Origin of the sequence: Propionivibrio sp., from assembly GCF_047602565.1 — a bacterium.
Taxonomy (GTDB): domain Bacteria; phylum Pseudomonadota; class Gammaproteobacteria; order Burkholderiales; family Rhodocyclaceae; genus Propionivibrio.
Genome location: NZ_JASGGX010000001.1, coordinates 1,514,471 through 1,528,562, shown reverse-complemented (window position 1 = coordinate 1,528,562; position 14,092 = coordinate 1,514,471). Strand labels below are relative to the sequence as shown.

Genomic DNA, 14,092 nt, shown 5'->3' with positions numbered 1-14,092 from the left:
AATAAGCTACGATCCTGCCCATGCGCAGCGCATCTTCCGGACTTGGCAAGCTGCGCATTCCCGATGGTGTGCGGCCGTATTTCCTGGGAGGGGACAAAAATGAACAGGCTCACGATTGCCTCGCGTATCACATTCACCCTGGCAGTGGCGCTGGTCTCGCTGGTTATCGTCGGCGGCTACGCCTTGTGGGGACTGGGGGCCGCGCAGTCGCGCTTCGAATTCGTGCAGGACCGGTCCATTCCCAGCATCAAGCTGCTGGGCGACATCCGCGCGGCCATCGAGCGGTCGCGCATGACCGTGCGCGATCACCTGCTCTCCGCTTCGGCGGAATCGAAATCCGCGGCGGCCGGGCGGCTGGCCGCGCTGGCGCAGTCGATCGGGAAGGATCTGGACCGCTACGAACAGCAGTTCGCCACCGGTGACGGCGACAGGAAACTGATCCAGGCCAGCCGCGCGGCGCTGGCCACGTATGTGGCGAGAAACCAGGCGGTCCTGGAAAAATCGTCGGCGAACGACATTCAGGCCGCCACGCAGATGCTCGGCGGCCTGTCGACCGAGTTGATCAAGGTGGTGGACGAACTCGCCGAACACGTCCGCCAGTACGCCGACGGCCTGCGCCAGGACAACCGCGAGGACTACGACCGCGAGCGGTGGGTGCAGATCGCGATCATCGTGGCCGCCATCGCGGTGGCGGGCGTGACCGGCGGGCTGCTGATCCGGGAAATCCGCGAGCGCATGAACCGGCTGAGCCGGTTGATGAACCAGGTCAGCGACACGCTCGATTTCACCACGCGCATCGGCGTCACGCGGATGGACGAGCTCGGCACCTCGGGCGATGCGTTCAACAAACTGCTCGACCGGCTGCAGGCCAATCTCAAGTCGATTGCCGATGATGCCCGGCAGGTGGCCGCCGCGGCCAACGCCATGGCGACCACGTCGACCCAGGTGGCGACCGCCTCGCATCTGCAGAGCGAAGCCGCTTCCAGCATGGCCGCGACGGTCGAGGAAATGACGGTGAGCGTCAATCACGTGGCCGAGCGCGCCCAGGAGGCCAGCCGCCTTTCCAACGAGTCCGGCGATCTGGCGGCGTCCGGGGAAAAAACCATCGGCCAGACCTCAGGCGGCATCCAGGACATCGCCGGCACCGTGCACGAAGCGGCGCGGCTCATCCACGGGCTCGAACAGCACAGCCAGCAGATCGCCAACGTCGTGCAGGTGATCAAGGACGTGGCCGACCAGACCAACCTGCTGGCGCTCAATGCCGCCATCGAGGCGGCGCGGGCCGGCGAGCAGGGGCGGGGCTTCGCCGTGGTGGCCGACGAGGTGCGCAAGCTGGCCGAACGCACGGCTGCGTTGACGCAGGAGATCGCGAACACCATCGGCGCCATGCGCAGCGGCGCGAGCGACGCCGTCACCGGCATGGAAAGCGTCGTCGCCAAGGTGAACGCCGGCGTGGAAAGCGCGCGGGAAGCCAACGCGGTGATGCAGCGGATCGGCACCAGCAGCCGCAATGCCGTGGATATGGTCGGGGAAATCGCGGACGCCATTCGCGAACAGGGAACGGCGACCAACAACATCGCGACGCAGGTCGAGCGGATCGCCCAGATGTCGGAGGAAAGCAGCGCGGCGGCCGGCAACAGCGCGCAGGCCGCGAACGATCTCGACCGTTTGGCCAAGGGAATGCTCGGCGTGGTGAGCGTTTATCGGCTCTGAGCGCGGGCGCCGCTCAGGGCAGCGTCCGGGCGACGACCAGCAGCGCGACCTCGGCGGCGCCGTGCAGCTTGAGCGTGCGCGCGCATTCGTCGAGCGAAGCGCCGGTGGTCATCACGTCGTCCACCAGCAGGATGCGTCGGCCCGAGAGGTCCTGCGCGCAGTGGAACGCGCCGCGGATGTTCCGCTCGCGTTGCTGCCACGGCAGGCCGGCCTGGGCCGGCGTGTGGCGGATGCGCGTGCATGTCCGGGCATCGAGCGGCAGCCCGAGCGCCGCCGCGACGGGACGCGCCAGTTCGAGCGCCTGATTGAAGCCGCGTTCGCGCAGCCGGGCGGGGTGCAGCGGCAACGGCACGACCAGATCGGCCGCCGCCGCCGGCGCCAGCGCCGCCAGTTCTCGCCCGAAATAGCCCGCCAGCGCCAGGCGATGGCCGTATTTGTAGGACTGGATCAGCTTGTCCAGCGGAAATCCGTAATTGAAAGCGGCGAGGGTTCGGTCGTAATGTGGCGGATGTGCGAGGCAGCGTCCGCATGTCTCTCCCCCGGCCGTCGGCAAGGCGCAGCGCGGGCAGCGGGGCGAGGGAAGGCGCGGCAGGTCGCCCGCGCAGGCCCGGCACAGGATTTCCCGGTCGCTGGCCTGTCCGCAGAGCAGGCAATCCTGCGCCAGGAGGGTGTTTACGGCGCGTCCGGCGAGGTTCCGGGCGCGGACGAGCAGGCTCCGGTTTTGGGTTAGAATGCTCACTTTTTAATCAGTCCCGTAGGGATCGCCGTTGGCCGTTCTCCGCCGGGCTTCCTCGTTTCGAGGGGTTTCCCATGAATACGCTCTCTGCAGTTTCGCCCTTGGCAAGCACCGCGGCGTCGACGACGCCCGGCACCCGCTGGACCGTCTCGCAGGTCGAAGCACTTTACCAGATGCCCCTGATGGATCTGCTTTTCCGCGCGCATCAGGTCCACCGTGAGAACTTCGATCCGAACGCGGTGCAGCGGTCGGCGCTGCTGTCGATCAAGACCGGCGGCTGCCCCGAGGATTGCAGCTATTGCTCGCAGTCGGTGCGCTACAAGACGGACACCGAGCGCGAGGCGCTGATGCAGGTCGAGGAGGTGGTGGCCGCCGCCAAGGCCGCCCAGGCCAAGGGCGCCACGCGCTTCTGCATGGGCGCCGCCTGGCGCGGGCCGAAGGAGAAGGAGCTCGAAGTCGTCACGCAGATGATCAGCGAGGTCAAGGCGCTCGGCATGGAGACCTGCGTGACGCTGGGCATGCTCAAGGACGGACAGGCGCAGAAACTCAAGCAGGCCGGGCTCGATTACTACAACCACAACGTCGACACCGATGCCGAGTTCTACGACAAGGTGATCACCACGCACAAGCACGCGGACCGCATCAACACCATCGCGCAGGTGCGCGCGGCGGGGATCAAGGTCTGCTCCGGCGGCATCCTCGGGCTCGGCGAATCGCGCCGCAACCGCGCGGCGATGGTCGCCCAGCTCGCCAACATGAATCCGCCGCCGGAATCGGTGCCGATCAACAATCTCGTGGCGATGCCGGGCACGCCGCTGGCGGCGTCCGAGAAAATCGACAATTTCGAGTTCGTGCGCACCATCGCCGCCGCGCGCATCACCATGCCGAAGAGCTACGTCCGCCTGTCCGCCGGCCGCGAGGCGATGTCGCAGGAAATGCAGGCGATGTGCTTCTTCGCCGGCGCCAACTCGATTTTCTATTGCGACAAGCTGCTGACGGCGAGCAACCTCGATATCAACGCCGACCAGTCGCTGTTCGAGAAGCTCGGACTGCGGGCGATTTAAGGTCCGGATTTCCTGATGCCCGCCGCCCCGGTCACGCCGCTGGTCGACGTGCGCCAGGTCCGGCGCGCCTTCGCCCGGGCGGCGGCTGGCTACGACGCTGCGGCGGTGCTGCAGCGCGAGATCGCCGCGCGCATGCTGGAACGGCTCGACTACGTGAAGATCCAGCCCGGCGCCATCGTCGATCTGGGCTGCGGCACCGGCGCCAGCCTGGCCGCGCTCGGCGAGCGCTATCCGCACGCCGGGATCGTCGGCGTGGATATTTCCGAAGCGATGCTGCGCGTCGGCGATCGGCAGCGTTCGCGCCTGCGCTGGATGCTGCCTTTCCTGCGCGGACCGAAGCGCGCCTCCCTGCTGGCCGCGGATGCGCAAACGCTGCCGCTGCGCACGGGCGCGGCCGGCTTGGTCTGGTCCAACCTGATGCTGCACTGGCTGGCCGATCCCCTGGCCGGCTTGCGCGAAATGCACCGGACGCTGGAAGTCGGCGGCCTGCTGATGTTTTCCACCTTCGGTCCGGACACCCTGAAGGAACTGCGCGCCTGCTTTTCAGACGGCTACGAACACACCCTGCGCTTCGTCAACATGCACGACTACGGCGACATGCTGGTCGAATGCGGCTTCGCCGATCCGGTAATGGACGCGGAACGACTGACGGTGACCTACCCTTCGACGGACGCGCTTTTCAGCGAACTGCGCCGGAGCGGTTCGAGCTGCGCGGTGATCGGGCGCCGGCGCGGATTGATGGGGAAGCAGGCTTGGCAGGTCGCCTGCGCCGCGTATGAAAAACTGCGTACTGAAGGGCGCTTGCCGGCGACCTTCGAAGTGGTTTACGGCCATGCGTGGAAAGTCGAGCCGAGGACGATTGGGGATGGGCGGGCGGTGATCCGGCTGGATACGAAGCGGCGACCTCTCGGTTAGGGAGGTCGGGGACTGTTCATAATGTGGAAGTCAACAGCCCGACTCCAGTTGGCGGCGTCATCTTTCCTCTAGCCCGCCTCGCGCGGGCTTTTTTCGTAACATCGGCGTAATCGGCACATCGCAGATTCGCCCTGGTTTACCCGCACGAAAATGGCGAGATACGGGAGATAGTCCAGGTTGCGTATGAACGGCAACTCTATATCGTTTCGTCCATTTGTCGTGTGAGCAAGACCGTTCGTTCTATTGCTATCCCCTATGCCTGACGGTTTCCGTAAAGTGCATTCCTGTGAGGATTGGAGGTTTTCCCAGTTTTCTAGGCGTCTTGGCGAGGGATGGATGAAGATTCTCGGCAGAACAAATAATCATTGCGAGTCTGAGGCCATGTTCTCAGAGAAACGCTTGAACGCAGGCTTCACATTGGTCGAGTTGATGATTACGGTCGTGCTGCTCGCCATTCTGACCATACTGGCTATGCCCGCCTTCCAGGGGGTTATGGAAAGGCTAAGGATTCAATCAGCGGCGAACAGTCTCTCGGCGGCTTTCGCCACAGCCCGGAGTGAATCGGTAAAACTGGGCACAAATGTCACCGTCTGCAAAAGTCTGGATAAAGAAAACTGCACAACCGATGGGGACTGGTCGATCGGTTGGATTATCCATGCGACCGCAGCATCCCCGATAAAAGTGTTTGATTCGCCTGCTGGCGGCGTGTCGATGGCGGGTAGTTCCGTGCCGGATTTGCAGAACTCGGTTCAGTTTATGCCGACGGGTGCTTCGAACCTGGGGGCGACGGGGAATGTCACCGTCTGTCTTCCGGGCCGGACGTCCCGTGTTGTGTCGGTTGCCTCATCCGGAAGGATACGGGTTGCAGAAGGCGGGGTGTGTCCATGAGTCGGAACAAGGTCCAGCATGGTTTCTCGTTGATCGAGATACTTGTTTCCATCGTCATTATATGTTTCGGTTTGCTTGGCGTCGCCGGGTTGCTGACCAACGGGTTGAAGAACACGCAGAGTTCGCAGTACCGGACGCAAGCGAGCTTTCTGGCCTACGACCTCGCGGAGCGGATGCGCGTCAACCGGCAGATAGCCTTGAATGGTGAATACAGCACGAGCGTGACTGCGACCAATTCGATCGCGGCGAACGATAAGCTCGAATGGCAGGCCGCAGTCGGCACCCTACCGGCAGGCGTGGGGACGGTGGCCATGACGAATACGACATTCTTCACGATCACCATTCAGTGGGACGATTCGAAGGCGGCTGGAGGCGGTGCCACCGAGCAGTTTGTTTTTCGGGGAGAACTCTGATGCGCGGCACGCCAAGCAGATCGAGACTGGCTCAGGCGGGGCTTTCGATCGTCGAAATCTTGATCGCCATGGCGCTCGGGTTGCTGATTCTCGGGGGAGTTCTCTATACGTTCATCAATTCCAGGCCGGTTTTTAATGCGAACGATGCAGTGGCGCGCATTCAGGAGGACGGTCGTATCGCTATGGAACGGCTGGCACGGGAAATCCGGCAGGCGGGTTATACCGGTTGCGCCAATTCGCTGGATATTGAGCCGCACAGCATTGTCGATTTGAATAAGGATGATGTCGTCGATGTGGCTGTGCCCATCGATAGCATTAGAGTTTTCGATAATGGCACCGGCTGGATCAATCCGACGGCCATTACTCGCGTAGCGGGGACGGATGTGATTCAGGTCCAGGGGATCGGTTCGTGCCAAAAAAATCTGACCGAAAAAATGACGGCAAACGCCGATGCGATTAAAGTTGGTACCAATCCCTGTGGTTGGCAGGCGAATCAAGTTCTGGTGATCGCAGATTGCTCAAACGTGGATATTTTTGCTGCGACTAATGTGGGTACTACGGCGCCGGTGACCATCGAGCACGCGAGTTCCAAGAATAAAGAAGCAAGTTTTTCCAAAATATATGGAACCGAGGCCGTTGTTTTTGGCTTTGGAGAGAAGCAGTTCTTCGTCGGTATCCATCCCGACCTCAATCAGCCGATGTTGTATGAGATTACTCATAACGGTGCGACGACGGTTGTCAGCGATATTGCAGGAAACGTGTATGACATGCAGGTCTTGTCGGTGAAAACCGATACGGACGCAAATGGTACCCCTGACTCCGAGATCACGACGACTGGATCGACGCTGGGCGCCGTGGCCGACTGGAACCAGGTGATGGGGATAAGGGTGCGGTTTTCAGTGCGCAGTGAAGCTGACAACAGTGGTGCGGAAAACAAGACCTATACCTACAACGGCGTATCGGTTACCGATAGGCGTTTGAAGCGCGACTTCGTTACCAATATCGGCATCAGGAATCGGTTGCCATGAAAAAAGGACTCATCAACCAGAGGCAACGGGGGATCACCCTGATCATGTCGCTGCTGATACTCGTCATGATCACGATCCTCGCGTTGAGCGTGATGCACACCAGCGTGTTTGAAGAGCGTATGGCGGGAAATACGAGGGACCGCGCGTTGGCCTTCGAAGCCGCGGAGTATGCCTTGCGCGAGGCGCAGGAATTCCTTTCGAGTGCGGTCCTGCCCTCGTTCACGGCAACAGGCGGGGAGTCGGGCGCTTACTTCAAGGGACTCGATACGTCGCCCAGCGGGCAGACGGAAGAGGATTACTGGCAGGATACGCATGACTGGAACACTAAATCCGTCGCTGCAACTGAAGCAAACGCCGTATTGTCGGGACAGGCACAGCCCCGGTATGTCATCGAGGAGTATCAGACGGTTTCGTGCGCGGGCGGTTCGGTCAAGTGGCCGCCACCAGCACCAAAGACCATTTACAAGATTACTGCCCGCGGCCAAGGCCGAACGACGGAGGCCGTCGTAATTCTCCAAGCATTTTATGACCGCGGTTGCAGTTAAGAGGAGCTCATCGTGAAAAGAATCGTTTCCGCGTGGATTGCCTTACTGTCAGCTGCAAGCGCAGGTGCCGGCGTGATTGCCCAGGATCCGCTCTTCATCAGCGCGCAGGCCGACCCGCGCGTGATGCTGGTGGCTTCTCGCGATCATCAACTGTTCATGAAGGCGTATTCGGACTACTCGGACCTGAACGGCGATGGTTTCCTCGATACGTCGTTCGTGCCGTATATCGAATACGACGGGTATTTCAATCCGAGAAAGTGTTACACGTACCAGAACAATCGCTTCGAAGCGACCGCGGCAGCGACTACGGAAAGCGTCACCGTCACCTTCCCGAATGGAAGCACGGCCAGCAAAACGCAATACGTCTGCAGCAACAAATGGAGCGGCAATCTGCTCAATTGGGCGAGCATGACGCGGGTCGATGTGTTGCGGAAGGTGATGTACGGCGGCTATCGCTCGACCGATACGGAAAGCGATACGGTCCTCGAGCGTGCCCACTTGCCCCGCGACGTGCACGCGTTCGCCAAGGTGTTCAATGCAGGCACGACCGCCGAGATGAACAAATTCACACCGTACAACGATCAGTCCGCGATCAGCTTCTGCAATCTGACAAATGACGGCAGTTCGGCATCGAAGTCTTCGACCAATCCTCCTGTCATGCAAATCGCCAATGGGCAGTACCGCCTATGGGCAGCGAACGAGCATCCGCAGTGTGGGACGGGGAGCGGGACGAAGCCGGGCAGTTTGCGCACGACATTGAACGTCCGCGTCAAGGTGTGTGACGATGGGGGCGGGACCGACACAATCAACGGCCCCGGGCCGAAGTGCAAGTCCTATCCTAAAGGGACCGCCAAGAAGCCGATCGGGCTGCTGCAGCAGTATGGCGACGCCGACGTATCGTTGAGCCTCAAGTTCGGATTGATGACCGGAAGCTGGGCACACAACAAATCGGGCGGTGTTCTTCGGAAGAATATCGGCCGCTTGAGCAATAGCAGCGGAAAGTACCCCAACAACTACGACTGCTCCGTTTCCGGCGAAGGCTTCGTCTCCGGTTCGGAGGACGAAGTCGATTTCTGTAACGGAACGTTCATCAACAAACAAGGGTTGGCGCGAAGCGCGTCGTCGGCGGACGATCTGCCGTCCACGGGTGGAATCATCGGAACCTTGAACCGATTGCGGATTGTCGGATGGGATGGCAACAAGTATGACAGCGTGTGTAACAGCCCAGGTACGACATCTTTCAACAACGGGCAATGTATCGACTGGGGTAACCCGATTTCGGAAATGTATCTGGAATCGCTTCGATATCTGAGGGCCGGGAATGCAACGACGAGTACCGCGTCGTCGCCGAGTGGGGCATCGCCCACCACGGCTTTCAATGGTAGTGATTCCAGTTTCGTGGCGGGCTTGCCTCAGCTTTCATGGAAGGACCCGATTCCTGCCACGGAATGGTGTGCAAAATCAAACATTGTCATGATTTCGACCGGGTTGAACTCGTTCGACTACGACGAGACAGCGCACGATCTGGGGTGGGCAAAGACCACCGCAGAATTGACGAATATGATGGCCGATTCGTCGCACGAGAACCTGAGCGGCGATTTCATGATCGGCAGCGTCACCGGCGAATCGAATTACCAATCGACGTGTTCGGAAAAGACGTTGAGTTCGTTGGCGCTGGCGTCCGGGGTCTGTCCTGAGATGCCGAGCGTGGGCGGCAGTTATCACATGGGCGGGTTGGCGTTGGGGTCGGGGCTATATGATTTGCGGCCAGGATACAGCAGCAAACGTACCACTCTTTGGGGGGCAACCAATCCTGAATATGCAGCGCGACAACCCCTAAGCACGTTCACTATTGCTCTTGCGGAAAACCTGCCCGATTTCTCGGTACAGGCGGGAGAGCATGTCGTAAAGTTCATGCCATTCTGCCAAGCCAACTCCAATGGAAGCGCAACTTTGACCGGTGCCGGATGGCGAGCGTGCAGCATGGTCGATCTGGAAGTTGAGTCGGGAACGACATCGACGGCAGGAAGCTTCAAGGTCATGTGGGAAGACTCCACCTGGGGCAACGACTACGATATGGATGGCGTCATGCATCTGCGTTATTGTGTCGGTAGTGCGTGTGCTCCTTATGCCGGATCGAACGGCATGCCGACGACCCCCGCAAGCAATACTCTGTATATTAAGGTCGCGTCGATGACGGCCGCTGCAGGCCATGCGCTGAAGTACGGATATGTCATTTCTGGTACGTCGGCTGATGGAACGGTCATGAACGTGCTGCGTCCCGGAAGTGCGGACTATGCGACGTATTTGGCCAACAGTGAATTTACGAAGCCCGTTTCGTCCTGGACGACACCGACTTGGGTGGCCTATACGCCTTCGATATCGGGTAGTGCCGCAGTCATGAAGAATCCACTGTATTACACCGCAAAGTACGCGGCATGGCCGAATTGGGATGTCAAGATAAACGATGCGTCGCGTACCCCAGGTTCGGACGGGATTCCCGACAATTTCTTCGAGGTTCGCAACCCCGCAGGTCTGGATCTGGCGATTGGTTCTGCGCTGAAGGAGTCACTCGGCGATCCGTCGTCATCGTCGGCAATTGCGACGAACTCTACGCGGTTGGATACCGGCACGTTTATCTACCAGGCAAGATTCAAGGCTGCGGACTGGAGTGGGCAGGTGTTGGCCTATCCTCTCGATGAAAACGGTGCCGTTGGAACATTGGCTTGGGATGCCGGGCTCTCCGCCAAATTTCCGAGCGCATCGGATCGTCGTATCTATACTTTCAATCGTGCGGCAAGCCCAAAAGGAGTTAACTTCCAATGGAACAACCTCTCCGACAAGCAGAAAGCAGCGCTTGATAATGCAAACGCGGGTGAGGCGTCATCGCTGGTGTTGGACTATTTGCGCGGTGACCAGTCGCAGGAGCTGAAAGATACCAATAGCGATGGCGTCTTCGACAGCGGAGTGTACCGTCCGCGACCGACGTCCTTGATGGGCGATGTCATCAACTCCGATCCGGTGTTCCTGGGGGGGCAGAATTTTTATTATGACGGCGTGAGTGCCATTGCGGGAAACGAATCGTATGGTTCATTCTTCAATAGCAAACTCGTTGCCACTTCCGGCCAAGTCAAGAATCCGCTGATCGTAGTGAATTCAAACGACGGGATGATGCATGCTATTGATGCGCAGAACGGGAACGAGATATTTACTTATCTGCCCAGTTGGCTGATCTGTCAGGACGAGACTGGAGCAACAGGCTGTTCAAGCGGTACCGACAGTAGTCCTCTGCGAAATTTAATGAATTACGGAATGTCCCATCGATATCTGCTCGACGGGAGCGTCGTCGTGGGTGATGCGTATATCGACAAGGGGAGCGGCGCTGCATGGAGAACTATCGTCGTCGGTGCCGCAGCCGCAGGGGGTAAGGGAATTTTCGCCCTCGATCTGACCAAGAGTTTTGTTGGAACCGGATCAACGTCGGCAAGTTCAAATGTTTCGGCTACGCAGGGGACTTATGCGGCACTCAGTGCTGCCGAAGCCGTGATGTGGGAATTCACGGATAAGGACTATCTGGCCGGTACGGACCAGAACGGCGATGCCGATCTCGGCTACACCTTCGGTCAGCCAGTCATCGCGCGGATGGCTAATGGCGACTGGGCGGCCGTTTTCGGTAATGGCTATGAGTCGGCGACAGGGAAAGCCGTTTTATACATCGTCAAGCTTAGCGATGGCACACTGATCAAGAAGATCGATGTCCATGACGGGTCGACGTCGAGTCCGAATGGTTTGTCGTCTCCAGCCGCTATATTCGACCAGGGAACCGGCGCATTGTCTTCGATCTTCGCGGGAGACCTGAAAGGAAATCTCTGGAAATTCGACGTCTCGAATGCGAATACTGATAACTGGAAAGTAGATAATGGCACCGTTGCCAGTCCCAAGCCGTTGTTTACGGCCTTCGACGATACGGGTAAACGACAGCCGATTACTAGCGGGCTGGAGATCGGTTCTCATCCCAGCGGCGGTTATTTCATCTATTTCGGTACCGGAAAGTATTTCGAGAAGGATGACGATTCGACAACATCGCAGCAATCATTGTATGCGATATGGGACAAGATAGAAAGTAACGATGAGATACCCGGAACATCTGTGGACACAGCAGCGGAAAAGGACAGTGTTTTACAGAAGCATTCCATTCTTGCGGCTACCACTGCGTCCGGCGAGGAATACAAAATCACGGATGACGTGGGAGCCATCACCTGGTCAGGCACAGGAGCCAAGCGGGGCTGGTACATGAATCTGACCACCAGCACGGGGGAAAGGGTAGTGACGTACCCGATTCTGCGAAACAAACGTGTGATTTTCACTTCGATGATTCCTAGTTCGTCGCCGTGCGATTTCGGTGGAACCAGCTGGATTTGGGAGTTCGATTCGGAAACTGGAAATCGGCCATCCTATTCGGTGTTCGATGTCAATGGCGACGGAGTCATAAACAATACTGATTACGTGACGGTTACAGTTGGTGGCGTGCAGATGACCGTGCCCGCGAACGCGATCAAGTCGTCGGAGGGGATCATCAAGAGCCCCGCCATCATTTCGTCCGGTGAAAAAGAGTACAAGATCGCCAGCGGAACTACCGGTGGCGTAGAAGTAGTCATGGAAAAGGGTGCAACGACACGGCCGCGCACGGCATGGCGGCAACTACAGTAAAGCGAAGGGGATTTTGTTTATGAAGAAATGTGGCGGTTTCTCCCTGATCGAACTGATGGTGGTCGTGGCTATCGTCGCGATATTGGCTGCTGTGGCTTATCCGAGCTACCAGGAGTATGTGGCTCGGTCTCGCCGGGCCGATGCAAAAACGGTACTCCTGGAAGATGCGCAGTTCATGGAACGATTCTTTACGCAGAACGGTACCTACGTTGACGCAGTGCTGCCGGTGACGGAAGCACCCAAGGACAGCTCGACGAAGTTTTATGACATCAGTTTCGTTGAGACTGCAACGGCGACTGCGTTTAGGATTCGGGCTGTGCCGAAGGGGGCGCAAGCCGGTGATAAATGCGGGACGCTGATTCTGAATCAGAGCAATCAGAAATCGGTTTCCGGGGCATCTCTGGGCAGCGCGGAGTGTTGGAACCGGTAGTCGTCAGGTTTCGGCGATTGGGGCGTCAGTAGCTTATTTCGATGCGGATGATGCAGGCGACGGGAAGACCGTGACGCTCTCCTGGTATGAATCGGGCAGCCTTGAAGCGTTCCGCGATTTGCTCGACGAATTCTGCTGGTGCTGCTGTGGTGTCTTCGGTTTCGATGTATAACGGTTTTCCGCGGCGATCAATCCATATGCGCATGCGAAATACGCCGGCCTGCTCAGGCTGGGGTATGTCCTCCAGTGAGAGTTCGCTTTCCGGGCGAGGTTGTCGGGTAAGGTATTCTTGGGGAAGAAAGGTGTCCGGAGCGTGAGCAGTTCGAGAGGTTCGTGCTTCCGGGTTGATAATCCCTGTTGCGTATCTTTCAATGTCCGTTCGAAAAGCGTCGGTAACCGGACTTCTTCCATCAATCGAGTGCGAATGTGGCGTTTTCGTTATTCCCAGTGGGCGGACGGGCAAGACGTTGGTGATGGTGCCCCTTGTCCTGCTGCCTTCGCTGGTCAGTGCAGGCTTGAGCGAATGATCAGGAATGACGGCAAGGAAATAAAAGACTGCAGCGTGCAGTAGCGCCGAAAGCGAGATGGCTATGACGAGGCGCCGCCGTAGAGGCATGGTTGCTGGTTCGAGGCTTTTTAGTGATTTCCGAGGTGACGGTAGAGCAGTTCCGAGATTATCGCAACGGAAATTTCGGAGGCCGAGACTGGTTCGGATTATCTCAACTAAGTTCCTTCGGGAGACTGAACGTCACGCTTTCCGCAACACCCGTATCGTCGGCCATAGGGATTCCGGGTGATAGCTTCGATATCCGGTCGACGATCCTTTCGACCAGAATCTCAGGCGCCGACGCACCCGCGGTTATGCCTATAGATCGAGCGCCCAGAATCAGATCATTGTCGAGGTCTTCAGGCGCTTCAATGAGGACGGCGTTTCGGCCGCGGGCCACTGCGACTTCCTTGAGCCGATTTGAATTCGAACTGTTGGGGCTGCCTACAACGACGATGGTTTCGCATTGTGCAGCCAGTTTTTTCACCGCATCCTGCCGATTCTGCGTCGCATAGCAGATGTCATCGCTTTTGGGGCCGACGATAGCAGGGAAGCGCTTCCTCAGCGCGGAAACGACCTCGTTGGCGTCATCGACCGACAGCGTGGTTTGCGTGACATAGGCAAGAGGCGTGTTTTCGTCGATCTGCAGGTTGTGTACGTCGTCGACCGTCTCGACCAGGTACATTCCGCCGCCACTCTGCCCCATCGTCCCTTCGACCTCCGGATGCCCCTTGTGGCCGATCATGATGATTTCCATGCCTTCCTTGCGCATGCGGGCGACCTGGTTATGCACCTTGGTGACCAGCGGACACGTGGCGTCGAAAACGCGCAGGCCGCGCCTGTCCGCCTCCTCGCGCACAACCCTGGAAACCCCGTGCGCGCTGAAAATAACCGTCGCGCCTTGCGGAACGTCGTCCAGTTCGTCAACGAAAATAGCCCCCTTTTCGCGCAGGCTGTCGCAGACGAACTTGTTGTGCACGACCTCATGGCGCACATAGATCGGCGCGCCGAATTTCTCGATGGCGCGTTCGACGATGGCGATGGCGCGTTCGACGCCGGCGCAGAAGCCGCGCGGGTTGGCAAGGATCACTTCCATAGGGGTT

At 59.0% G+C, this 14,092-nt stretch carries 12 protein-coding genes; 9 read left to right on the top strand and 3 right to left on the bottom strand.

What is annotated here, in order from left to right; genetic code table 11:
- The first annotated feature begins 99 nt into the window (after positions 1 to 99).
- Positions 100 to 1,713, top strand: coding sequence for a methyl-accepting chemotaxis protein (locus QM701_RS07025; RefSeq protein ID WP_415166373.1), 1,614 nt, complete (start codon positions 100 to 102; stop codon positions 1,711 to 1,713).
- 13 nt (positions 1,714 to 1,726) lie between these two features.
- Here QM701_RS07025 and QM701_RS07020 read toward each other — a convergent pair whose 3' ends face one another.
- The gene (locus QM701_RS07020; protein WP_415166372.1) at positions 1,727 to 2,452 is read right to left on the bottom strand and encodes a ComF family protein; all 726 of its coding nucleotides are present in this window, start codon (positions 2,450 to 2,452) and stop codon (positions 1,727 to 1,729) included.
- Between the two features lie 71 nt (positions 2,453 to 2,523).
- On the opposite strand from QM701_RS07020, the gene bioB reads away from it, so the two are divergent.
- The 8 genes from bioB to QM701_RS06980 all read left to right on the top strand — a co-directional run bounded on the left by bioB (position 2,524) and on the right by QM701_RS06980 (position 12,442).
- A complete protein-coding gene (gene bioB, locus QM701_RS07015) occupies positions 2,524 to 3,513 on the top strand; it encodes a biotin synthase BioB (protein ID WP_415166371.1) in 990 nt (329 codons plus the stop codon).
- A gap of 15 nt (positions 3,514 to 3,528) precedes the next feature.
- On the top strand, positions 3,529 to 4,428 hold the full coding sequence (gene bioC, locus QM701_RS07010; RefSeq protein WP_415166370.1) for a malonyl-ACP O-methyltransferase BioC: 900 nt from the start codon (positions 3,529 to 3,531) through the stop codon (positions 4,426 to 4,428).
- Positions 4,429 to 4,764: 336 nt separating this feature from the next.
- Entirely contained in the window at positions 4,765 to 5,316 is a 552-nt protein-coding gene (locus QM701_RS07005) for a GspH/FimT family pseudopilin (RefSeq protein WP_415166369.1), read from the top strand.
- Positions 5,313 to 5,729: a type IV pilus modification protein PilV gene (pilV, locus tag QM701_RS07000; protein ID WP_415166368.1), complete on the top strand. Its 417-nt coding sequence runs from the start codon at positions 5,313 to 5,315 to the stop codon at positions 5,727 to 5,729. The genes QM701_RS07005 and pilV overlap by 4 nt, the downstream gene beginning before the upstream one ends.
- The gene (locus QM701_RS06995; RefSeq protein WP_415166367.1) at positions 5,729 to 6,757 is read left to right on the top strand and encodes a PilW family protein; all 1,029 of its coding nucleotides are present in this window, start codon (positions 5,729 to 5,731) and stop codon (positions 6,755 to 6,757) included. Before pilV ends, QM701_RS06995 begins: the two co-directional genes overlap by 1 nt.
- Positions 6,754 to 7,302: a PilX N-terminal domain-containing pilus assembly protein gene (locus QM701_RS06990; protein ID WP_415166366.1), complete on the top strand. Its 549-nt coding sequence runs from the start codon at positions 6,754 to 6,756 to the stop codon at positions 7,300 to 7,302. Before QM701_RS06995 ends, QM701_RS06990 begins: the two co-directional genes overlap by 4 nt.
- A gap of 12 nt (positions 7,303 to 7,314) precedes the next feature.
- A complete protein-coding gene (locus QM701_RS06985) occupies positions 7,315 to 12,012 on the top strand; it encodes a pilus assembly protein (RefSeq protein ID WP_415166365.1) in 4,698 nt (1,565 codons plus the stop codon).
- Positions 11,969 to 12,442 carry a type IV pilin protein gene (locus QM701_RS06980; RefSeq protein ID WP_415166364.1) on the top strand — a complete coding sequence of 158 codons (474 nt, stop codon included), beginning with the start codon at positions 11,969 to 11,971 and terminating at the stop codon, positions 12,440 to 12,442. The genes QM701_RS06985 and QM701_RS06980 overlap by 44 nt, the downstream gene beginning before the upstream one ends.
- Positions 12,443 to 12,467: 25 nt before the next feature.
- Here QM701_RS06980 and QM701_RS06975 read toward each other — a convergent pair whose 3' ends face one another.
- Together QM701_RS06975 and ispH are read right to left on the bottom strand one after the other, a co-directional pair.
- Positions 12,468 to 13,058: a hypothetical protein gene (locus tag QM701_RS06975; protein ID WP_415166363.1), complete on the bottom strand. Its 591-nt coding sequence runs from the start codon at positions 13,056 to 13,058 to the stop codon at positions 12,468 to 12,470.
- Positions 13,059 to 13,161: 103 nt separating this feature from the next.
- Positions 13,162 to 14,085, bottom strand: coding sequence for a 4-hydroxy-3-methylbut-2-enyl diphosphate reductase (gene ispH / locus QM701_RS06970; RefSeq protein ID WP_415166362.1), 924 nt, complete (start codon positions 14,083 to 14,085; stop codon positions 13,162 to 13,164).
- Between the last annotated feature and the right edge of the window lie 7 nt (positions 14,086 to 14,092).